This window comes from Enterobacter cloacae complex sp. 302F9, assembly GCF_050030335.1.
In the GTDB taxonomy this organism is placed as follows: domain Bacteria; phylum Pseudomonadota; class Gammaproteobacteria; order Enterobacterales; family Enterobacteriaceae; genus Enterobacter; species Enterobacter hormaechei_C.
On sequence record NZ_JBLGUC010000001.1, the window covers coordinates 1,755,995 to 1,776,907 of the forward strand.

A 20,913-nucleotide genomic window follows, 5' to 3' on the forward strand; every position below is an offset into this window, starting at 1 on the left:
CCGTCCTGGAAATCCGTAGGGTTGTGGAACTTCACGTTAATGAACTTATTAAAATCGCTGGCGGCCGTCAGCTCGATGACCATGTTTTCCCGCGTGCTTGGCTTTGCGCGCGATGCCATTGTGGCAAGGGTTTTTGGCGCCGGGATGGCGACTGACGCCTTTTTCGTCGCTTTTAAGCTGCCAAACCTGCTGCGCCGTATTTTTGCCGAAGGGGCCTTTTCACAGGCATTTGTTCCGATCCTCGCAGAATATAAAAGCAAACAGGGCGAAGATGCCACCCGCGTCTTTGTGGCCTACGTTTCCGGATTACTGACGCTGGCGCTGGCGATCGTGACCGTCCTGGGGATGCTGGCAGCGCCCTGGGTGATCATGGTGACGGCGCCGGGTTTTGCTGACACAGCGGATAAATTTACCCTGACCACCCAACTGCTGCGTATAACCTTCCCCTATATTCTGCTGATTTCGCTGGCGTCGCTGGTGGGTGCCATCCTGAATACCTGGAACCGCTTCTCCGTTCCGGCCTTTGCCCCCACGTTCCTCAACGTCAGCATGATTGGCTTTGCGCTGTTCGCCGCGCCGCATTTTAACCCACCGGTGCTGGCGCTGGCCTGGGCCGTGACCGTCGGCGGCGTGTTACAGCTTGCTTACCAGCTTCCGCACCTGAAAAAGATCGGCATGCTGGTTCTGCCGCGCATTAATTTCAAAGATGCGGGCGCAATGCGCGTTATCAAACAGATGGGACCGGCGATACTCGGCGTGTCCGTTAGCCAGATCTCTCTGATCATCAATACCATCTTCGCCTCTTTCCTGGTGTCGGGCTCGGTGTCCTGGATGTACTACGCCGATCGTCTGATGGAGTTTCCATCCGGGGTGCTGGGCGTGGCGCTGGGGACTATTCTGCTGCCGTCGCTGTCGAAAAGTTTCGCCAGCGGCAACCACGATGAATACTGCCGCCTGATGGACTGGGGCCTGCGTCTCTGTTTTCTGCTGGCGCTGCCAAGCGCGGTGGCGCTGGGGATCCTGGCGAAACCGCTGACGGTGTCGTTGTTCCAGTATGGAAAGTTCACCGCCTTTGATGCCGCTATGACCCAGCGTGCGCTCGTAGCCTACTCGGTGGGGCTGATGGGGCTGATTGTCGTGAAGGTGCTTGCGCCCGGTTTCTATTCACGTCAGGACATCAAAACGCCGGTTAAGATTGCCATTGTGACGCTGATCATGACGCAGCTGATGAACCTGGCGTTTATTGGACCGCTGAAACACGCGGGGCTGTCATTGTCGATTGGTCTGGCGGCCTGTCTGAACGCCGGGCTGCTGTACTGGCAGCTGCGCAAGCAGGATATCTTCACACCGCAGCCGGGCTGGGCAAGCTTCCTGCTGCGTCTGGCGATTGCGGTAGTGGTGATGGCGGCCGCGCTGGTTGGCATGTTGTATGTCATGCCTGAGTGGGCGCAGGGCACCATGCCTTACCGCCTGATGCGTCTGATGGCCGTGGTGGTGGTCGGTGTGGTGGCGTACTTTGCCACGCTGGCGGTGCTTGGCTTCAAAGTGAAAGAGTTCACCCGCCGCACGGTATAAACGCCAAAAGGGGAGTTCACCAGAAGGTGCTCCCCGCTTCATGACGTGCCGCTACTGCGTCAAATCGAAATCTTTTTCCCACCCGTGATACGTGCCGTGGCCGTCTGACCATCCGCACCGTACAGCCCCGGCTCTTTATAGGGCTTTAACACTTCAAGCGCCTGCTGATTACGGATAATCTGTCCTTCCAGCAGCCAGCCGTTATGCTGGTTGAGATCGCGAAGATGCTGGGTTTTTTCTGTAATGGTCTGCCAGCGTTCGTTGATCTCATCATTGGCGCTGCGTTTCGCGTCTTGCTCAGCGCGTCGCTGTTTTTCCAGATAATCCAGGGTCGCCAGCAGCGAGCTTTTATCTTCAGTTATGCGTTGCAACGCGCTGCCGTTGATTTGACCAGAAGAGAGGTGGTGCTGTTCTGCATCCATCACCGTTTTCAGGTCGTTCAGGACCACCGTCATCTGATCCAGTATTTCTGACAGTCGACTCATACGGTTAGTTACTCTGGAGGAAACTCTGTGCGTCCTGAATCAGCGCATCAGCGATTTTGCTGGTATCCATTTTCAGTTCGCCGTTACGGATAGCCGTTTTCAGCGCTTCAACACGTTCCATATTGATATCGCTGCTGCCTGGCTGCATCAGCTTCGACTGCGCATCGCTCAGCGTGACGCTGGTGCTGTTAGCCGTCGACGTTTTTTCCAGACGCGTTTTTTGCGGGGCAGCCTCATTCGTTTCGCGAGGTTGTACAGTGCTAACCGGCTTCAGGGCTGATGTACGATCAATGCTCATAGTGTTGTCCTCATCGAGGGTTCGCGGCGTTTGCGCCTGACATCATCATTTGTTGAATATTTATCGGCAGTCGCCGCGAAATCTTTAAAAAGATTACAGGTTAATCAGAATATTCCCATCAGGACCGACCGTGCCGCTGACCACCTGGCCTGAGGACATTCTGACCCGGGCATTTTGCGCCACTGCGGCATTATTCAGCGCTTTTCCTTCACTGTTGATACTAAAGCCTTCGCCATTGGCGACCACCATCACCTGTTGTCCCGCTTTCACCCGCCACGCCTGGCGCAGCATGGATAGCTGTATCGCCTGTCCAGGAGCGACATCGCGCAGGCTGACCGCCTCCTGAGCCTGGTTGATATCCAGCATCGTCCGCGGTGGAAGCTGATCCAGACGGCCTCGCTTCAGCGTTACGCTGTCAGGTTGCAGCAGGCTGCCCCGGGGAATGGGAACGGCGGCGACAACATAATTGCCCGTCGCCTGAACCGCAACCTGTAAGTAGCGTTTTTCATTGGCGCAACGCGCCAGCACGTTCACGTTGCCCCATAAGCGGGTGCTGCCGGTCACGCTAAATGACGGGGCTTCGCAGGAAGGATAAAGGTTAGGCGGGGTGCGCACGGTCACGCGTACGTCATCGCTGAAACCGGCCAGCTTCTGCGCAAAGAATGCATTGAGCTGGTCCTCTAACCCCTCAGCCTGCACCAGAGGGCTTAAAAGCAGTAGGGTCGCCGCCAGGCCACGTTTAAAAGTCCGCATCGCACGTTCCACCATGTCCAGAATTTAGCAAATTCTACCCGCAGTGGTTTTCCATCAACGCAACAAATAGCGACGCATTTTGCGCTTATTCCGTCGATAGGGGAGACGGGGTGAGATTTAAGCTGTGAACTGAAATTTTCTCATCAGCGGAGGAGACATGCTCGATAAACTCGACGCCGCGTTACGTTTTCAGCAGGATGCGCTCAATTTACGCGCCCAGCGGCAGGAGATTTTAGCCGCCAATATCGCCAACGCGGATACCCCCGGGTATCAGGCGCGCGATATTGATTTTTCCAGTGAACTCAAAAAAGTGATGGAGCGTGGACGTGCCGAAGGAACGGGTGTCTCACTGGCCCTGACATCCTCACGTCATATTCCCGCTCAGGCGATGACCGCGCCAACGACCGACCTGCTTTACCGTATTCCCGATCAGCCCTCACTTGATGGCAATACCGTCGACATGGACCGGGAGCGCACACAGTTTGCCGATAACAGCCTGCAATACCAGACAGGTCTGACGCTACTCGGCGGGCAAATTAAAGGCATGATGACCGTCCTACAGGGGGGCAATTAGTAAATGGCCTTGCTGAATATTTTTGATATCGCCGGTTCGGCATTAACGGCGCAGTCCAAACGACTGAACGTGGCCGCCAGTAACCTGGCCAACGCCGACAGCGTGACCGGCCCTGACGGGCAACCGTATCGCGCTAAACAGGTTGTCTTCCAGGTTGATGCTGCACCGGGTGCGGCAACGGGCGGCGTAAAAGTGGCGGACGTGGTTGAGAGCCAGGCACCCGACAAGCTGGTTTACGAGCCAGGCAACCCGCTCGCGGATGCCAGCGGCTACGTGAAAATGCCGAACGTGGATGTGGTCGGGGAGATGGTGAACTCCATGTCCGCGTCGCGTAGCTACCAGGCAAACGTCGAAGTGCTTAATACCGTGAAGAGCATGATGCTCAAAACACTCACTCTCGGCCAGTAAAGGAGACACGCATGTCCATCGCCGTAAACGTGAATGACCCGACAAATACCGGCGTCAACAGCACCAGCAGTGCGACCGGTTCCAGCTCTCTCACCGGGAGCAATGCCTCCGATTTACAGAGCAGTTTTCTGACCCTGCTGGTGGCGCAGCTGAAAAATCAGGACCCGACCAATCCGATGCAGAACAACGAACTGACCACGCAGCTTGCGCAGATCAGTACCGTCAGCGGCATTGAGAAACTGAACACCACGCTCGGCTCGGTCTCCGGTCAAATCGATAACAGCCAGTCCTTGCAGGCCGCCAACCTGATCGGTCACGGGGTGATGATTCCGGGGACCACGATTCTGGCGGGCACCAGCACTACCGATGGCACGTCCACCACCACCACGACGCCGTTTGGCGTTGAGTTGCAGCAGCCGGCCGACAAAGTCACCGCCACAATCAAAGACGCCAGCGGCAACGTGGTGCGCACGATTGAGATTGGCGAGCTTAAAGCGGGCGTTCATACCTTTACCTGGGATGGCAGCCTGACCGACGGCACTAAAGCGCCTAACGGCTCGTATCAGGTTGCGATTAGCGCCAGCAACGGCACCACTCAGCTGGTGGCTCAGCCGCTACAGTTTGCCCTGGTTCAGGGCGTCATCAAGGGTAGCGATGGCAACAAACTGGATTTGGGTACCTCCGGTACCACCACACTCGACGAAGTTCGGCAGATTATCTAAGCCTTAATACTTATCAGGAGTAAGTCATGGCCTTTTCTCAAGCGGTCAGCGGCCTGAATGCTGCGGCCACCAACCTGGACGTCATTGGCAACAACATCGCCAACTCCGCGACCTATGGTTTTAAATCCGGTTCTGCGTCTTTTGCAGATATGTTTGCAGGCTCTAAAGTGGGCCTGGGCGTGAAGGTTGCGGGTATCACCCAGGACTTCACCGACGGGACGACCACCAACACCGGTCGCGGTCTGGACGTCGCCATCAGCCAGAACGGTTTCTTCCGTATGGTGGATGCCAACGGTTCCGTGTTCTACAGCCGCAACGGCCAGTTCAAGCTGGATGAAAACCGTAACCTGGTGAACATGCAGGGGCTTCAGTTAACCGGTTATCCGGTTGCCGGCACGCCGCCTACGGTGCAAACCGGTGCGAATCCGCAGGCGATCTCCATCCCAACGACGCTGATGGCGGCGAAGTCCACCACCACGGCCTCTCAGCAGATCAACCTGAACTCCACCGATACCGCGCCAACCGTCGCCTTCGATCCGTCCAACCCTGACTCTTACAACAAGAAAGGCACCGTGACGGTGTTTGACAGCCAGGGTAATGCGCACAACATGAACCTGTTTTATGTCAAAAACGAGACGCCAGCTAACTCCTGGAAAGTGTATTCGCAGGACGGCAGCGTAGCGGGAGATGCAGCGAAACTGGCAACCACGCTGACCTTTAACGAGAGTGGTGTGCTGACGGGTGGCGATGATATCAAGATCACAACGGGCACCGTTCCGGGCGCGACGCCAGCCACGTTTGACATGAGTTTCGCCAACTCCATGCAGCAAAACACCGGTGCGAACAACATCGTGGCGACGAGCCAGAACGGCTATAAGCCGGGCGATCTGGTGAGCTACCAGATCAACGATGACGGTACCGTTGTCGGTAACTATTCGAACGAACAGACCCAGGTGCTGGGCCAGATCGTGCTGGCAAACTTCGCCAACAACGAAGGCCTGAAATCCGAAGGGGATAACGTCTGGTCTGCCACGCAGTCTTCCGGGGTTGCCCTGCTGGGAACCGCGGGTTCCGGTAACTTCGGCACGCTGACTAACGGTGCGCTGGAAGCCTCCAACGTCGATCTGAGTAAAGAGCTGGTGAACATGATCGTCGCGCAACGTAACTACCAGTCCAACGCGCAGACCATCAAAACCCAGGATCAGATCCTCAACACGCTGGTTAACCTGCGTTAAGCAGCTGACGGGAAAGCGCAATGGATCACGCAATATATACAGCGATGGGCGCAGCAAGCCAGACGCTCAATCAGCAAGCTGTTACCGCCAGCAACCTTGCGAACGCTTCCACGCCAGGTTTTCGTGCGCAGCTCAACGCGCTGCGTGCGGTGCCGGTAGAAGGGCTGTCATTGCCCACGCGTACGCTGGTCACCGCCTCCACGCCGGGCGCCGACATGACGCCAGGTCAGATGGATTACACCGCGCGTCCGCTGGACGTTGCCCTTCAGCAGGACGGCTGGCTGGCGGTGCAAACGGCTGACGGCGGGGAAGGGTATACCCGCAACGGTAATATCCAGGTGAGCGCCACCGGGCAGCTGACGATTCAGGGGCATCCGGTTATGGGCGAAGCCGGTCCGTTGACGGTGCCGGAAGGGTCAGAGCTGACCATTGCGGCAGACGGGACGATCTCGGCGTTAAACCCGGGTGACCCGGCGAACACCGTTGCGCCTGTCGGTCGTCTGAAGCTGGTGAAAGCCGAAGGCAACGAAGTGCAGCGTGGCGATGACGGGATGTTCCGTCTGACCCAGGCGGCGCAGGCCACGCGTGGCGCCACGTTACAGGCCGACCCGACCATCCGCGTGATGTCCGGCGTGCTGGAAGGCAGTAACGTCAAACCGGTGGAAGCCATGACCGACATGATCGCCAGCGCCCGCCGCTTCGAAATGCAGATGAAAATCATCAGCAGCGTCGATGAAAACGCAGGCAAGGCTAACCAACTTCTGGCTATGAGTTAACAGGACTCCCTATGATCAGTTCTTTATGGATCGCGAAAACCGGTCTGGACGCACAGCAAACCAATATGGATGTGATTGCCAACAACCTGGCAAACGTCAGCACCAATGGTTTCAAGCGCCAGCGTGCGGTTTTCGAAGATTTGCTTTATCAAACGATTCGTCAGCCAGGGGCGCAGTCTTCTGAGCAAACCACGCTGCCGTCCGGTCTGCAAATTGGTACCGGCGTGCGCCCGGTCGCCACCGAGCGTCTGCACAGCCAGGGCAACCTGTCCCAGACCAACAACAGTAAAGACGTTGCCATTAAAGGTCAGGGTTTCTTCCAGGTGCAGCTGCCTGACGGGACCTCCGCCTATACCCGCGATGGTTCGTTCCAGGTGGATCAGAATGGTCAGCTGGTGACGGCGGGCGGTTTCCAGGTTCAGCCTGCGATCACCATACCGGCGAACGCGCTGAGTATCACCATTGGTCGTGACGGTATCGTCAGCGTCACTCAGCAAGGTCAGGCCGCGCCGGTCCAGGTTGGACAGCTCAACCTGACCACCTTCATGAACGATACCGGACTGGAAAGCATCGGCGAGAACCTCTACACCGAAACGCAGTCTTCCGGCACGCCAAATGAAAGTACCCCGGGCCTGAACGGGGCGGGGCTGCTGTATCAGGGGTATGTGGAAACCTCGAACGTTAACGTGGCGGAAGAGCTGGTGAATATGATCCAGGTCCAGCGCGCCTATGAAATTAACAGTAAAGCAGTGTCGACGACCGACCAGATGCTGCAAAAACTGACGCAACTCTAAGGTGTAGCCCGGTGCGGTAAACGTCGCACCGGCTCCCTGTTTTCGAAGATGAAGGCAATGCAAAAAAACGCGGCGTTTCGTTATCCGATCCTGACTGTTCTGGCCGTCACCCTCAGCGGGTGTGCCTGGATCCCGTCTAAACCATTGGTACAGGGTGCGACTACCGCCCAACCCGTTCCCGGCCCCGCGCCGGTGGTGAACGGCTCTATTTTCCAGACCGCGCAGCCGATTAACTACGGTTATCAGCCGCTGTTTGAAGACCGTCGTCCGCGTAACGTTGGCGATACGCTGACCATTGTGTTGCAGGAAAACGTCAGTGCGAGTAAGAGCTCGTCGGCGAACGCCAGCCGCGACGGCAAAACCAATTTTGGCTTCGACACCGTGCCGCGCTATCTGCAAGGGCTGTTCGGCAACGCCCGTGCGGATGTGGAAGCCTCCGGCGGCAACACCTTTAACGGTAAAGGTGGTGCGAACGCCAGCAATACCTTCAGCGGAACGCTGACGGTTACGGTTGATCAGGTTCTGGTGAACGGCAACCTGCACGTGGTGGGCGAAAAACAGATCGCCATTAACCAGGGTACGGAATTCATTCGCTTCTCCGGTGTGGTTAACCCTCGCACCATCAGCGGCACCAACACCGTACCGTCCACTCAGGTGGCGGATGCGCGCATTGAGTACGTCGGCAACGGCTACATCAACGAAGCGCAAAATATGGGCTGGCTGCAACGCTTCTTCCTTAACTTATCGCCGATGTAAGCGAGGTGACCTATGTATAAATTTCTCTTCGCCGTGGCGCTGTCGCTGGTCGCTACCGTTGCGCAGGCCGATCGCATACGCGATCTCACCAGCGTGCAGGGCGTGCGCGAAAACTCGCTGATTGGCTACGGCCTGGTGGTGGGGCTGGATGGGACGGGTGACCAGACGACCCAGACGCCGTTCACCACCCAGAGCCTGAACAATATGCTCTCGCAGCTCGGTATTACCGTACCGGCCGGGACCAACATGCAGCTGAAAAACGTGGCGGCCGTGATGGTGACCGCGTCTTATCCGGCCTTTGCGCGTCAGGGGCAGACCATCGACGTGGTTGTCTCGTCGATGGGTAACGCCAAAAGCCTGCGCGGCGGTACGTTGCTGATGACGCCGCTGAAAGGCGTCGACAGCCAGGTGTATGCTCTGGCGCAGGGCAACATTCTGGTTGGCGGAGCAGGCGCGTCGGCGGGCGGCAGCAGCGTGCAGGTGAACCAGCTGAACGGGGGACGTATTACCAACGGCGCGATCATCGAACGTGAGCTGCCGACCCAGTTCGGCACCGGCAACACCATTAACCTGCAACTGAATAACGAAGACTTCACGATGGCGCAGCAGATCGCTGACACCATCAACCGCAGCCGGGGCTACGGCAGCGCCACCGCGCTGGATGCCCGTACCGTGCAGATCCGCACGTCAACCGGCAGCAGCAACCAGGTGCGGTTGCTGGCCGATATCCAGAATATGGAAGTGAACGTGCCGGTGCAGGATGCGAAAGTCATTATCAACTCCCGTACCGGCTCGGTGGTGATGAACCGCGAAGTGACGCTGGACAGCTGCGCCGTTGCGCAGGGCAATCTCTCCGTCACGGTTAACCGCTCGGCCAACGTCAGCCAGCCGGATACCCCGTTTGGCGGCGGTCAGACGGTAGTGACCCCGCAAACGCAGATTGATTTACGGCAGAGCGGCGGTTCGTTGCAGAGCGTGCGCTCCAGCGCCAACCTGAACAGCGTGGTGCGTGCTCTGAATGCGCTGGGTGCAACGCCAATGGATCTGATGTCCATTCTGCAATCCATGCAAAGTGCAGGCTGCCTGCGCGCCAGACTGGAAATCATCTAAATGCTGACCGATAGCAAACTGTTGACCAGTGCCGCCTGGGATGCCCAGTCGCTCAACGAGCTGAAAACCAAAGCGGGCAAGGATCCGGCGGCGAATATCCGCCCGGTTGCCCGTCAGGTGGAAGGCATGTTCGTACAGATGATGTTGAAAAGCATGCGTGAAACCCTGCCGAAAGATGGCATGTTCAGCAGTGATTCCACGCGGCTTTACACCAGCATGTACGATCAGCAGATTGCCCAGCAAATGACCGCCGGAAAGGGGCTCGGCCTGGCGGATATGATTGTGAAGCAGACCGCAGCCGCTCAGGGGCTCCCGCCTGAAGAGGCCCCGCCGCAGGTGCCGCTGAAGTTTGATCTGGAAAAGGTGACCAGTTATCAAAATCAGGCGCTGACGCAGATGGTGCGTAAGGCGATGCCGAAACCGGCAGAAACGCGTGACGAGCCGCTCTCCGGCGACAGCAAAGACTTCCTGGCGCAGCTCTCCCTCCCGGCGCGTCTTGCCAGTGAAGAGAGCGGCGTGCCGCACCATCTGATTCTGGCGCAGGCGGCGCTGGAGTCGGGCTGGGGGCAACGTCAGATCCGCAGGGAGAACGGTGAGCCGAGCTTCAACATCTTTGGCGTGAAGGCCACCTCCAGCTGGAAAGGGCCGACCACGGAAATCACCACCACCGAATATGAGAACGGTGCGGCAGTGAAGGTGAAAGCCAAATTCCGCGTCTACAGCTCGTATCTGGAAGCGTTGTCGGATTATGTCGGGCTGCTGAGCCGGAATCCGCGCTACACCGCCGTGACCCAGGCCGCCACGCCAGAGCAGGGCGCTCAGGCATTGCAGAATGCTGGCTACGCGACCGATCCAAACTATGCGCGCAAGCTGACCAGCATGATCCAGCAGCTGAAATCCATGTCTGAGAAGGTCAGCAAAGCGTATAGCACAGATCTCGAAAATCTGTTCTGAAAGTTCTCAAGTCCCGGTGGAGGTTGCCGATAACCTTCATCAGGACTCGTGTCTGAACGTATAAAAGGAACCCCCATGTCCAGTTTGATTAACAGCGCCATGAGTGGCCTCAGTGCTGCGCAGTCGGCACTCAATACCGTCAGTAATAATATTTCAAGCTACAACGTGGCAGGTTATACCCGCCAGACCACCATTCTGGGGGCATCAAACAGCACCCTGACCGGCGGTGGCTGGGTGGGTAACGGGGTCTATGTCTCCGGTGTTCAGCGTGAATATGATGCGTTTATCACCAACCAGCTGCGCGCGGCGCAGAACCAGAGCAGTGGGCTGACCACGCGCTACCAGCAGATGTCAAAAATTGACGACGTGCTTTCTGATACCACGAACTCGCTTTCTGCCAACCTCCAGGATTTCTTTAAAAGCCTGCAAACGCTGGTGAGTAACGCAGAAGATCCGGCTGCTCGCCAGACGGTACTCGGGAAGGCGGATGGTCTGGTAAACCAGTTTAAAACCAACGATCAATATCTCCGCGATCAGGATGCGCAGGTCAATACGGCGATTTCTACCAGCGTCGATCAGATCAATAACTACGCGAAACAGATTGCCAATCTTAACGATCAGATCTCCCGGCTGACTGGCGTCGGTGCGGGCGCATCCCCGAATGAACTGCTCGATCAGCGCGATCAGCTGGTGAGTGAACTGAACAAGATTGTCAGTGTGGACGTCACCGTACAGGACAGCGGCACCTACAACATCTCTATCGCCAACGGTTACACCCTGGTACAGGGCAGCAACGCCAGCCAGCTGGCGGCGGTGAAATCCAGTGCGGACCCAGCGCGTACAACAATTGCGTATGTGGATACCGCAGCGGGCAACGTGGAGATCTCAGAAAAACAGATCACCACGGGGTCGCTTGGGGGGCTGTTAACGTTCCGTTCTCAGGATCTGGATCAGGCGCGAAACACCCTTAACCAGATGGCGCTGGCGTTTGCGGATGCCATGAATACCCAGCACCAGGCTGGCTTTGATGCCAACGGGGATGCAGGCGGCAAGCTGTTTGATTTTGGCTCGCCGGCAGTGCTGAGTAACGGTAAAAACACCGGAAGCGCGTCCGTTACGGCCACGATGACGGACAGTACAAAGGTCCAGGCGACAAACTATAAAGTCGAGTACAACGGTACTGACTGGACAATCACGCGTCTGTCGGACAACACCAGCTTCACGGCCAAGCCTGACGCCAGCGGTAATCTGTCGTTTGATGGTCTCAACGTTAAGATTAGCGGCTCAGCCGATAATAAAGACAGTTTCATCGTCAAACCGGTGAATGACGTCATTGTGAATATGGACGTAGCGATCAGCGACGAATCCAAACTGGCGATGGCCTCCGCGAAAGGAAGCGGTGAAAGCGACAATACCAATGGCCAGAAGCTGCTGGATTTACAGAGCGCCAAATTGGTGGGAGGGAACAAAACCTTTAACGATGCTTATGCCGCGCTGGTCAGTACGGTGGGCAGCACCACGGCGTCGCTGAAAACCAGCAGCGAAACCAAAGTTAACGTGGTGACGCAGCTGACCAAACAACAGCAGTCAATCTCCGGGGTTAACCTGGATGAAGAGTATGGCAACCTGCAACGCTATCAGCAGTACTATCTGGCGAATGCGCAGGTGCTGCAAACGGCGAGCACGCTGTTTGATGCATTGATCAATATCCGCTAAGGCTGAGGCATAAAAAATGCGTATTAGTACTCAAATGATGTATGAGCAAAGCATGCGCGGCGTGACGAACTCCCAAAGTCTCTGGCTCAGCTACGGCGAGCAGATGTCTACGGGGAAGCGTATCAACCGTCCGTCTGACGATCCGATTGCCGCCTCGCAGGCCGTTGTGCTCTCTCAGGCTCAAACGCAAAACAGCCAGTATGCGCTGGCACGCTCCTTCGCTACGACGAAAGTCTCGCTGGAAGAGAACGTGTTATCGCAAGTGACAACCGCCATCCAGGCTGCTCAGGAAAAGATTGTCAATGCGGGCAACGGTACGTTAAGTGACGATGACCGCGCTTCGCTGGCCACGAACCTGCAAGGTATTCGCGATCAGCTCATGAACCTGGCTAACAGCACGGACGGTAACGGTCGCTATATTTTTTCCGGTTACAAGACCGAAGCGGCGGCTTTCGACCAGGCGACGGGTGATTATAAGGGCGGCGGAACGCCAATCAGCCAGCAGGTTGACTCCGCGCGCACGATGCAAATTAGCCATACGGGCACTGAAGTTTTCGATAGCTTCACCAGCAATGCCAAGCCAGAGCCAGATGGTAGTGCGCCGGAAACGAATTTGTTCAAGATCCTCGACTCCGCAATTGAAGCGTTGAATACGCCGATTGGGGAGGACGAAAAGAAAGCCGAGGCGTTTACGGCGGCTATTGATAAAGCCAACCGTGGCCTGAGCAACTCCCTCAACAACGTGCTGACCGTGCGCGCCGACCTCGGCATCAAGCTGGATGAGCTGGGCAAGCTGGACGCTCTGGGTGAAGACCGCGCGCTGGGTCAGACGCAGCAGATGAGTAACCTGGTTGACGTGGACTGGAACTCGGTGATTTCGTCCTACACCATGCAGCAGGCGGCGTTGCAGGCCTCGTATAAAGCCTTTAGCGATATGCAGGGTATGTCTTTGTTCCAGATGAACAAATAAGACTCTGACCTGTTTGACATGTCTTGAAACTGGGCATGTTTTGACTGCCCAACCCGTCCGGGTTGGGCATTTTTTTTACACACGTTCTGCCTGTGCGGACAGCACCCGGGCGCTTTCAATCACTCTGATAGCCAGCGCAATGGCACCACACAGGGTTGCCAGAGCCACCACGCCAGACCAGCCTGCCAGCGTATAGATATTGCTGCCTAATGCCGAGCCCAGCGCCATTCCGATGAAAATGACGGTAAACAGCAGGGCGTTCAGGCGTCCGCGGGCCTGCGGCTCAAGGCTGTAGACCAGGTTCTGGTGGGCCACGAGGCTGGACTGCAAGCCGAGATCGAAACCGACCGCGGAGAGGGCAATCAGGATCAACTGACCGTGTACACCCAGTGCCGGCATCATGAACATCAGGGCAAACGAGAGGGTCACCAGCGCGGCACCCAGCTGGGTCACTTTACCTGCGCCCAGCTTATCGGCAAGACCACCCGCCAGCGGTGCGGCCAGCGCGCCAGCGGCTCCGGCAATACCAAATCCACCCGCTACGGCGCTGCCAAGGTGATACCGTTCCAGCAGCATGACCGCCAGCGTTGACCAGAATGCGCTAAAGGCAATCGACAGAAAACCCTGAGCCAGCGCCGCGCGACGCAGTGCCGGGTAACGACGCCACAGGTGCTCCATGGAACGCATCAGCGCGGGATAGCTCAGCGTGGAGTGAATAGCAAAACGTGGGAGTACGGCCCACATCACCGCGCCGACAAAGGCAATGCTTGCAGCAGCCAGCTGATACATCACCCGCCAGCCAAAGGCCTCACCCACCACGCCGCTCACGGTTCTGGAGAGCAAAATCCCCAGCAGCAGGCCGGTCATCACCGTGCCGACCGTTTTTCCCTGTTTACCTTCCGGCGCGAGGATCGCTGCGGCCGGGACAATATCCTGCGCCATGGTGGCGGCCATGCCAATCAGCAGGCTGGTGAGCAGCAGGGAGTGCAGTTGTCCGGTCAGGCTACAACCCAGCAGGAACAGCGCCAGAGCCGCACTTTTTATCAGGATCAGCGTTCTGCGGTCATGACGATCGCCGAGCGGGAGCAGAAACAGGATGCCCAGGGCATAACCCGCCTGGGTGAGCGTCGGGACCATGCCCATGCCTTCGATGCTCAGATGCAGGTCTGAGCCCATCAGCGGCAGAAGAGGCTGGGCATAATAGATGGATGCCACGCTAAAGCCCGCACCGAGCGCCAGCATTAAGATTACCCAGCGGCTTACGGCCCGGGTGGTGGTTGTGTTCATAAGATGTTCCTCATTCGTCGTGTGCGGCTATTTTTTATCAGTACGCCTTGCGACGGTAGCGGGCGCGGTGGTAAAACGCTTATACGTGTGGCGTATGGGTAAAAATGGTATGAAAAGGTCTGAGCGTATAGATCGGGTAGAACTGATGCGAACGTTTGTTCGCATTGTGGAGGCGGGGTCTCTTTCTGCGGCGGCACGTCAGCTGGCAACAACCCAGGCCACGGTGAGCAGACGGTTGCAGTCGCTTGAGACCATGCTGGGAGTACGCCTGATGTTGCGCACAACCCATACGACCCGGCTGACCGATGACGGCGAACGCTGCTATCAGCATGCCCGACGGGTGATTGACAGCTGGCTGGCGCTGGAAGACGAGGTAGGGCAGACGGAAGATGAACCGGTTGGGGTGCTGAGGGTGCGCGCCCCGCACGCGTTTGGCCAGGATCAGCTTCTGAAACCGTTAACCGAATTTTTACAGCGCTATCCCCAGCTTTCTGTTGAGTGGATGCTCAACGATCGCTCGGTTGATTTCCTCGGCGACAACCTTGACTGTGCTATTCGGGTGGGTGTGGAAATCGATCCGGCGACCGTGTCCGTGCTGCTGGCTGAAGTGCCGCGCTCGGTGGTGGCTTCACCGGAATTACTGGCCCGTTATCCCGCGGTTAAAACGCCGGAAGATTTGCAGCAGCTTCCCTGGATTGCCATCAGCTCTTTTTATCAACGCCATGTGGAGCTTTTCCACGATGCATCATCTGCCCCGGCGCGGGTTACCATTACGCCACGCCTGAGTACCGACAGCCTGTATGTGGCGCGCAATACGGCACTCACCGGGCTGGGCGTGGCGGTGGTATCCAGCTGGACAGTACAGGATGATATTCAGGAAGGAAGACTGGTGCATCTACTGCCAGAGTGGCAGCCGGCAGCGTTACCGGTACATCTGGTTTACCCCTGGTCTCGTTATTATCCGGCGCGCTTGCGGCGTTTTCTGGAGCTGATGCGGAAGATAATGCCGGAGGTCACCGGAATGAGAAAGCCCCTGCAACAGCCATAAAAAAGCCGACCCGTAGGTCGGCTTTCAGTCTTAGCGTGCGTTATTCAACAGGCTGAGGACGAGTAGCTGGCGCAGTAGCCATGTGCGTTGCACTGTGACCACCGGCAGCACCTTTGCCTTCGAAGTTGAATGCCGGACGAACCCAGTCGCTATGGCGTGGCGCTTCAGGTACATACTCAGGTGCCGGGGCGCGAGTCATCGGCGCGGTAGCAACGTGAGCAGGCGCTGGAGCGGCAACGACCTCAACCGGATCGGATTTCACTTCAGCCTCTTTGACCTCTTCGACAACAGGCTCAACCTGAATCTCGACGTCCTGAACAACCTCTTCCGTCACCGTTTCGACGGTAACGTCTGCGGGTTCTTCTGCTGCGGAGACCGGCTCAGCTTCCTCCGCGACTTCTTCAGCCACCACGGTATCTTCTTCGGCAATGATCTGCGGAGCGGCATCAACCGGCGCAGCAATGACTTCAGGATGGGTCGTTTCCACTTCCACAGCCTGCGGTGCCACCGTGTCAACAACTTGCGGTTCAACCACGGTTGCCGCTTCAGTCACGACGTCTTCCACCGCTGCTACCGGTGCAATCACCTCTTCGGTCACAGCCTGTTCTTCAACAGCCTGCTCCGGGCGAGCAACCGGATAACGGATCCAGACTTTACCGGATGCCATCTCAGGTGAGGCGCACGCCACAGTCAGCGGCATTGGCGACTGAGTCGGGTAACGCTCGTCACGGTAGCGACGACGACGCTGGCCGCTCACGCGTAGGTGACGCGGAGAACGACGGGAGCGACGCGGCATACCTGCGTTGTCACGGTTTTCGCTGCTTTCGTCCTGCTCAACCTGATTTTCCACTACGGCTGGCAGGTCAACTTTTGCAACCTGGGTACCCGTTGTGCTTTCTGCTGCTTCAACCGCGATAACGTCGTTTTCTTCCGTCTGAACAGCACCCACACGTACTTTCTGGGTCAGCTGACGCTGCTTACGACGCGGCATAACCTGAGTACGCTCTTCCTGCTCCGTGTCCTGCTGTTCAACAGGCGCTTCGCGGTTCAGGTTTTTGACTTCCTGCTGGGCCTGGCGTTTCTCGTCGTTACGACGACGGTTACGCTCGCGGCGAGGTTGCTGCTCGTCACGCTGTTTGCTCTTCTCGGACTCATCGCCCGCCTGCTGGCGAATCTCACGATCTTCAACGTTCTGCTGTTGCTTCTCGCGACGGTTGCGACGGTTGTCCTCGCGTTGTTCACGACCTTCGTTGTTCTCGGAACGATTATCACGGCGCTCGTTACGATCGCTACGGTCGTTGCGGTCATTACGATCGCGACGATTGTTCTGACGCTTACGACGGTCCTGCTGACGCTCTGGTTTCGCTTCTTTTGGCGCTTCTTTCGGCTGCTCAGGCTGAACTTCTTCGCCAGCAAACATTTTTTTCAACGCGCCGAAGATGCGGCTGAGGAGACCCGGCTGCTCAGGCTGCGCTTTTGGCGCGGCAGGGGCCGCCTTTTGCACGGCAGGTTTTGCCGCTGGTTTTTCCAGCGTCGCTTCCGGCGGGGCTTCCGGCATGATGAAGGTTGCTAATGCAGGCTGCTCAGGCAGTTTACGCTCGGCAGGCTCTTCATCCGATGGCAGCGCCATTTCTTCTTCATGCAGCTTCGGCAGCAGGTAGCTGAGGGTGCTTGTCTCTTCGCCTTTACGCACGCGCAGCACGTGATAGTGCGGGGTTTGCATCTCGTCGTTTGGCACGATGATGCAGCGAACACCGCCCTGACGCGCTTCGATTGCGCTTACCGCTGCACGTTTTTCGTTCAGCAGGTAGGAGGCAATCGGCACCGGAACGATGGCGTGAACCTCTTTGGTGTTCTCTTTCAGCGCTTCTTCTTCAATCAGACGCAGAATAGAGAGGGAGAGCGATTCATTGTCACGCACGGTACCCGTACCGGAACAGCGCGGGCAGACGTGATGGCTGGACTCGCCGAGTGACGGGCTCAGACGCTGACGGGACATTTCCAGCAGGCCGAAGCGCGAGATATGGCTAATCTGGATACGTGCGCGATCCTGGCGCACCGCTTCACGCAAACGGTTTTCAACCGCACGCTGATGGCGAACCGGGGTCATGTCGATGAAGTCGATAACAATCAGACCACCCAGGTCGCGCAGGCGGAGCTGGCGGGCGATTTCATCAGCGGCTTCAAGGTTGGTGTTGAAGGCGGTCTCTTCGATGTCGCCGCCACGGGTTGCACGCGCGGAGTTGATGTCGATAGCGGTCAGCGCTTCGGTGGTATCAATTACGATAGAACCGCCGGACGGCAGACGCACTTCACGCTGGAAGGCAGACTCGATCTGGGATTCAATCTGATAGTGGCTGAACAGCGGGATTTCACCGGTGTACAGTTTAATTTTGCTGGTGAAATCCGGGCGACCCAGCGCGGCGATGTGCTGGCGAGCCAGCTCAAGCACTTTCGGGTTATCAATAAGAATTTCACCGATGTCCTGACGTAGATAATCACGGAAGGCACGCACAATAACGTTGCTTTCCTGGTGGATCAGGAACGGAGCAGGACGGCTCTCAGCCGCTTTCTTGATGGCTTCCCAGTGCTTCAGACGGAAGCTCAGGTCCCACTGCAACGCTTCGGCAGATTTGCCGACGCCTGCGGTGCGCACGATAAGGCCCATGCCGTCTGGCAGCTCGAGACTTGCCAGCGCTTCTTTCAGCTCGGTACGGTCATCGCCTTCGATACGGCGAGAGATGCCACCCGCACGCGGGTTGTTTGGCATCAATACCAGATAGCTTCCTGCCAGGCTGATAAAGGTGGTCAGTGCGGCGCCTTTGTTGCCACGCTCTTCTTTATCGATCTGGACGATAACTTCCTGACCTTCACGCAGAACATCTTTAATGTTCGGACGGCCATGGGAGTTGTAGTTTGCAGGAAAATATTCGCGGGCGATTTCTTTGAGAGGAAGGAAACCGTGACGCTCAGCACCGTAATCGACAAATGCAGCTTCAAGGCTTGGTTCAATGCGGGTGATTTTGCCTTTGTAAATGTTCGCTTTTTTCTGTTCGTGTCCAGGACTTTCGATATCCAGATCGTACAGGCGCTGCCCATCCACAAGGGCGACACGCAACTCTTCTTGCTGAGTTGCGTTGATTAACATTCTTTTCATCGTAACTTACTCGTTATTCTTACATTGACGACAAAGCTGCGGGCAAGGTGACGCTTTCCGGGGTATGAACCGATGGCCTCGTGTCTATTCACGTCGCCAACCTCACGGTTGTCGCTCGCTTAAGAGGCGCAGAGTGTCGGTTGCCTGTGTTTCATACGGAAACACAGCGCAATTATCAGGGGAATTGCCTGGGAAAACTCTCCAGAGAACAATCCTTATACCGGGAAGTACTGCAACCCGCAGCCCGCTAACTGCCTGAAAGATCAATACGTCTTACGCCATTGCTGCGTGGATGATCGGTCAGACAAAATTGGTCATTCCGTCGACATCCTTACAAAACCCGGATTTAACGCGGAAAACGGATTCATTATTCCACTGCTCGCCGGGTTATAGCAAGATGACTTTTACCAATTATCACCCGGTTACTCACAGTTTCTTCACTTCAACGGGGTGATTGGTTTAATAACCACCAAATCGATTGCGCGAAAGGGGAGTGGTCCGGATAAAAGTAAATATAAGCATAGAAAAATGAGTGGCGCTAATGTCTGACGCTATTTAGAATCGCCAACCATGAAAACAGAGACTCCAGCCGTAAAAATGGTTGCCATCGCCGACGACGAGGCGGGGCAACGTATCGATAATTTTTTGCGCACCCAGTTGAAGGGCGTGCCAAAAAGTATGATTTATCGCATCTTGCGTAAGGGCGAGGTGCGGGTGAACAAAAAACGCGTGAAGCCAGAGTATAAGCTCGAGGCGGGCGATGAAGTCCGGATTCCACCGGTACGTGTTGCAGAGCGTGAAGAAGAGGTCGTTTCTCCGAAGCTGCAAAAAGTCGCGGCCCTGAGCGACGTTATCCTTTATGAGGACGACCACATTCTGGTGCTGAATAAACCGTCCGGAACGGCGGTACACGGGGGGAGCGGTCTGAGCTTCGGCGTGATTGAAGGGTTACGCGCGCTGCGCCCGGAAGCGCGTTTCCTCGAACTGGTTCACCGTCTTGACCGCGATACCTCTGGCGTGCTGCTGGTGGCGAAAAAACGTTCTGCGCTGCGTTCTTTGCACGAGCAACTTCGTGAAAAAGGGATGCAGAAAGATTACCTGGCGCTGGTTCGCGGCCAGTGGCAGTCCCACGTGAAAGTGGTGCAGGCGCCGCTGCTGAAAAATATTCTGCAAAGCGGCGAGCGCATTGTTCGTGTTAATCAGGAAGGGAAACCGTCTGAGACGCGCTTTAAAGTTGAAGAGCGCTACGAATTCGCCACGCTGGTGCGCTGTAGTCCGGTGACGGGGCGTACCCACCAGATTCGCGTCCATACCCAGTTTGCGGGCCATCCGATTGCGTTTGATGACCGCTATGGCGATCGCGAATTTGATAAGCAGCTGGCGGGAACAGGGCTGTCGCGTCTGTTCCTGCACGCGGCAGCGCTGAAATTTACCCATCCTAATACCGGCGAAGTTATCCGTATTGAAGCGCCGCTGGATGAGCAGCTCAAACGCTGTCTGAAAGTTCTGCGCGGCTGATTTTGTGCCGGGTGGCGCTGCGCTTACCCGGCCAACATGTTTTTCTCCCTCTCCCTGTGAGCATCAGGCCGCAACGGTCACATCGTCAGCGGATTACACTCTTCTCGCCTTAACATCTGGCACAGTGCAATCAGCGGCAACCCCACCAGCGTGTTGGGATCGCGGCCATCGAGCTTGTCGAACAACGCAATCCCTAGTCCTTCACTTTTAAAGCTCCCTGCACAGTTTAGCGGACGTTCCCGACGCACATAATCCATAATCTCCTGCTCGCTAAGATGACGGAAGTGCACATCAAACGGCTCGCATTCGGTTTGCAGATGACCGGAGGCAGAATTATAAAGCGCCAGGCCCGTATAAAAGGTCACTATACTGCCCCGCGCACGCAAAAGCTGCTGGCAGGCGTTTTCTTCCGTATGCGGTTTGCCGGTGATTTCGCCGTCCAGCACACAAACCTGATCGGAGCCTATAATCAGATGAGCGGGGTAACGGACGGCCAGCGACTGTGCTTTCTCTTTCGCGAGACGGGTCACCAGATGACGCGGTGACTCGCCCGGCTGTGGTGTCTCATCCACTTCCGGCGCAGCGCATTCAAACGGGATCCCGAGCTTTTCCAGCAGCATTCGGCGATAAGGTGAAGTGGAAGCAAGGACGAGATTTGGCATATTTTTATCACCAGATATAGCGTATCGATGCCAGCCATTTTAAACTACAGGCCGCAATGTGTGCGAATAATTGGCAAAAGGCAGCTCTGGTTGCCTTTTTCTTTGACTCTATGAC

Annotated in this window: 20 protein-coding genes; 14 read left to right on the plus strand and 6 right to left on the minus strand. The window is 56.8% G+C overall.

Going from position 1 to position 20,913, the window contains the following annotated elements:
- The first annotated feature begins 39 nt into the window (after positions 1-39).
- Positions 40-1,575, plus strand: coding sequence for a murein biosynthesis integral membrane protein MurJ (murJ, locus tag ACQG0T_RS08265; RefSeq protein ID WP_023303424.1), 1,536 nt, complete (start codon positions 40-42; stop codon positions 1,573-1,575).
- A gap of 59 nt (positions 1,576-1,634) precedes the next feature.
- Here the strand turns inward: murJ and flgN are convergent, their stop codons facing one another.
- The 3 genes from flgN to flgA all read right to left on the minus strand — a co-directional run bounded on the left by flgN (position 1,635) and on the right by flgA (position 3,111).
- Complete coding sequence (gene flgN / locus ACQG0T_RS08270) at positions 1,635-2,060, minus strand: flagella biosynthesis chaperone FlgN (protein ID WP_003858003.1); 426 nt, start codon at positions 2,058-2,060, stop codon at positions 1,635-1,637.
- A gap of 4 nt (positions 2,061-2,064) precedes the next feature.
- On the minus strand, positions 2,065-2,358 hold the full coding sequence (flgM, locus tag ACQG0T_RS08275; protein WP_003858002.1) for a flagellar biosynthesis anti-sigma factor FlgM: 294 nt from the start codon (positions 2,356-2,358) through the stop codon (positions 2,065-2,067).
- 93 nt (positions 2,359-2,451) lie between these two features.
- Complete coding sequence (gene flgA, locus ACQG0T_RS08280) at positions 2,452-3,111, minus strand: flagellar basal body P-ring formation chaperone FlgA (protein WP_023296301.1); 660 nt, start codon at positions 3,109-3,111, stop codon at positions 2,452-2,454.
- A 157-nt stretch (positions 3,112-3,268) separates the two neighbouring features.
- On the opposite strand from flgA, the gene flgB reads away from it, so the two are divergent.
- From flgB to flgL, 11 genes are all read left to right on the plus strand, one after another.
- The gene (gene flgB, locus ACQG0T_RS08285) at positions 3,269-3,685 is read left to right on the plus strand and encodes a flagellar basal body rod protein FlgB (RefSeq protein ID WP_271040670.1); all 417 of its coding nucleotides are present in this window, start codon (positions 3,269-3,271) and stop codon (positions 3,683-3,685) included.
- 3 nt (positions 3,686-3,688) lie between these two features.
- Positions 3,689-4,093: a flagellar basal body rod protein FlgC gene (gene flgC, locus ACQG0T_RS08290; protein WP_003857997.1), complete on the plus strand. Its 405-nt coding sequence runs from the start codon at positions 3,689-3,691 to the stop codon at positions 4,091-4,093.
- Positions 4,094-4,104: 11 nt separating this feature from the next.
- On the plus strand, positions 4,105-4,815 hold the full coding sequence (gene flgD, locus ACQG0T_RS08295; RefSeq protein WP_003857994.1) for a flagellar hook assembly protein FlgD: 711 nt from the start codon (positions 4,105-4,107) through the stop codon (positions 4,813-4,815).
- A gap of 26 nt (positions 4,816-4,841) precedes the next feature.
- Positions 4,842-6,050, plus strand: coding sequence for a flagellar hook protein FlgE (gene flgE / locus ACQG0T_RS08300; RefSeq protein ID WP_015570832.1), 1,209 nt, complete (start codon positions 4,842-4,844; stop codon positions 6,048-6,050).
- Between the two features lie 20 nt (positions 6,051-6,070).
- Positions 6,071-6,826 carry a flagellar basal body rod protein FlgF gene (locus ACQG0T_RS08305; RefSeq protein WP_003857990.1) on the plus strand — a complete coding sequence of 252 codons (756 nt, stop codon included), beginning with the start codon at positions 6,071-6,073 and terminating at the stop codon, positions 6,824-6,826.
- An 11-nt stretch (positions 6,827-6,837) separates the two neighbouring features.
- A complete protein-coding gene (gene flgG, locus ACQG0T_RS08310) occupies positions 6,838-7,620 on the plus strand; it encodes a flagellar basal-body rod protein FlgG (RefSeq protein ID WP_000625853.1) in 783 nt (260 codons plus the stop codon).
- A gap of 57 nt (positions 7,621-7,677) precedes the next feature.
- Positions 7,678-8,376 carry a flagellar basal body L-ring protein FlgH gene (flgH, locus tag ACQG0T_RS08315; RefSeq protein WP_003857987.1) on the plus strand — a complete coding sequence of 233 codons (699 nt, stop codon included), beginning with the start codon at positions 7,678-7,680 and terminating at the stop codon, positions 8,374-8,376.
- Between the two features lie 12 nt (positions 8,377-8,388).
- A complete protein-coding gene (locus ACQG0T_RS08320) occupies positions 8,389-9,486 on the plus strand; it encodes a flagellar basal body P-ring protein FlgI (protein ID WP_017384733.1) in 1,098 nt (365 codons plus the stop codon).
- The gene (flgJ, locus tag ACQG0T_RS08325; RefSeq protein WP_017384732.1) at positions 9,487-10,440 is read left to right on the plus strand and encodes a flagellar assembly peptidoglycan hydrolase FlgJ; all 954 of its coding nucleotides are present in this window, start codon (positions 9,487-9,489) and stop codon (positions 10,438-10,440) included.
- A 75-nt stretch (positions 10,441-10,515) separates the two neighbouring features.
- Complete coding sequence (gene flgK, locus ACQG0T_RS08330; protein ID WP_426723757.1) at positions 10,516-12,156, plus strand: flagellar hook-associated protein FlgK; 1,641 nt, start codon at positions 10,516-10,518, stop codon at positions 12,154-12,156.
- Positions 12,157-12,172: 16 nt separating this feature from the next.
- Positions 12,173-13,126 carry a flagellar hook-associated protein FlgL gene (gene flgL, locus ACQG0T_RS08335; RefSeq protein WP_271040671.1) on the plus strand — a complete coding sequence of 318 codons (954 nt, stop codon included), beginning with the start codon at positions 12,173-12,175 and terminating at the stop codon, positions 13,124-13,126.
- A gap of 75 nt (positions 13,127-13,201) precedes the next feature.
- Here flgL and ACQG0T_RS08340 read toward each other — a convergent pair whose 3' ends face one another.
- Positions 13,202-14,413 (minus strand): MFS transporter, encoded by a 1,212-nt coding sequence (locus tag ACQG0T_RS08340; RefSeq protein ID WP_032647986.1) that lies wholly within the window; start codon positions 14,411-14,413, stop codon positions 13,202-13,204.
- Positions 14,414-14,507: 94 nt separating this feature from the next.
- On the opposite strand from ACQG0T_RS08340, the gene ACQG0T_RS08345 reads away from it, so the two are divergent.
- Positions 14,508-15,461, plus strand: a complete 954-nt coding sequence (locus tag ACQG0T_RS08345; protein WP_045338932.1) for a LysR family transcriptional regulator — start codon at positions 14,508-14,510, stop codon at positions 15,459-15,461.
- Between the two features lie 40 nt (positions 15,462-15,501).
- Here ACQG0T_RS08345 and rne read toward each other — a convergent pair whose 3' ends face one another.
- Entirely contained in the window at positions 15,502-18,618 is a 3,117-nt protein-coding gene (gene rne, locus ACQG0T_RS08350) for a ribonuclease E (protein ID WP_047745351.1), read from the minus strand.
- A gap of 570 nt (positions 18,619-19,188) precedes the next feature.
- On the opposite strand from rne, the gene rluC reads away from it, so the two are divergent.
- Positions 19,189-20,136: a 23S rRNA pseudouridine(955/2504/2580) synthase RluC gene (rluC, locus tag ACQG0T_RS08355; RefSeq protein WP_003857970.1), complete on the plus strand. Its 948-nt coding sequence runs from the start codon at positions 19,189-19,191 to the stop codon at positions 20,134-20,136.
- Between the two features lie 77 nt (positions 20,137-20,213).
- On the opposite strand, the gene ACQG0T_RS08360 is transcribed toward rluC, so the two are convergent.
- The gene (locus ACQG0T_RS08360; protein ID WP_032653209.1) at positions 20,214-20,798 is read right to left on the minus strand and encodes a Maf family protein; all 585 of its coding nucleotides are present in this window, start codon (positions 20,796-20,798) and stop codon (positions 20,214-20,216) included.
- Between the last annotated feature and the right edge of the window lie 115 nt (positions 20,799-20,913).

Bases quoted from the DNA above. Each gene is read 5' to 3' on its own strand.
- flgM (WP_003858002.1), bottom strand. From the start codon at position 2,358: ATGAGCATTGATCGTACATCAGCCCTGAAGCCGGTTAGCACTGTACAA.
- flgC (WP_003857997.1), top strand. From the start codon at position 3,689: ATGGCCTTGCTGAATATTTTTGATATCGCCGGTTCGGCATTAACGGCG.
- ACQG0T_RS08305 (WP_003857990.1), top strand. From the start codon at position 6,071: ATGGATCACGCAATATATACAGCGATGGGCGCAGCAAGCCAGACGCTC.
- ACQG0T_RS08360 (WP_032653209.1), bottom strand. From the start codon at position 20,798: ATGCCAAATCTCGTCCTTGCTTCCACTTCACCTTATCGCCGAATGCTG.
- flgD (WP_003857994.1), top strand. From the start codon at position 4,105: ATGTCCATCGCCGTAAACGTGAATGACCCGACAAATACCGGCGTCAAC.
- flgA (WP_023296301.1), bottom strand. From the start codon at position 3,111: ATGCGGACTTTTAAACGTGGCCTGGCGGCGACCCTACTGCTTTTAAGC.
- ACQG0T_RS08340 (WP_032647986.1), bottom strand. From the start codon at position 14,413: ATGAACACAACCACCACCCGGGCCGTAAGCCGCTGGGTAATCTTAATG.
- flgN (WP_003858003.1), bottom strand. From the start codon at position 2,060: ATGAGTCGACTGTCAGAAATACTGGATCAGATGACGGTGGTCCTGAAC.
- ACQG0T_RS08345 (WP_045338932.1), top strand. From the start codon at position 14,508: ATGGGTAAAAATGGTATGAAAAGGTCTGAGCGTATAGATCGGGTAGAA.
- flgG (WP_000625853.1), top strand. From the start codon at position 6,838: ATGATCAGTTCTTTATGGATCGCGAAAACCGGTCTGGACGCACAGCAA.
- flgE (WP_015570832.1), top strand. From the start codon at position 4,842: ATGGCCTTTTCTCAAGCGGTCAGCGGCCTGAATGCTGCGGCCACCAAC.
- flgH (WP_003857987.1), top strand. From the start codon at position 7,678: ATGCAAAAAAACGCGGCGTTTCGTTATCCGATCCTGACTGTTCTGGCC.
- flgB (WP_271040670.1), top strand. From the start codon at position 3,269: ATGCTCGATAAACTCGACGCCGCGTTACGTTTTCAGCAGGATGCGCTC.
- flgL (WP_271040671.1), top strand. From the start codon at position 12,173: ATGCGTATTAGTACTCAAATGATGTATGAGCAAAGCATGCGCGGCGTG.
- rluC (WP_003857970.1), top strand. From the start codon at position 19,189: ATGAAAACAGAGACTCCAGCCGTAAAAATGGTTGCCATCGCCGACGAC.
- murJ (WP_023303424.1), top strand. From the start codon at position 40: ATGAACTTATTAAAATCGCTGGCGGCCGTCAGCTCGATGACCATGTTT.
- ACQG0T_RS08320 (WP_017384733.1), top strand. From the start codon at position 8,389: ATGTATAAATTTCTCTTCGCCGTGGCGCTGTCGCTGGTCGCTACCGTT.
- flgK (WP_426723757.1), top strand. From the start codon at position 10,516: ATGTCCAGTTTGATTAACAGCGCCATGAGTGGCCTCAGTGCTGCGCAG.
- flgJ (WP_017384732.1), top strand. From the start codon at position 9,487: ATGCTGACCGATAGCAAACTGTTGACCAGTGCCGCCTGGGATGCCCAG.
- rne (WP_047745351.1), bottom strand. From the start codon at position 18,618: ATGAAAAGAATGTTAATCAACGCAACTCAGCAAGAAGAGTTGCGTGTC.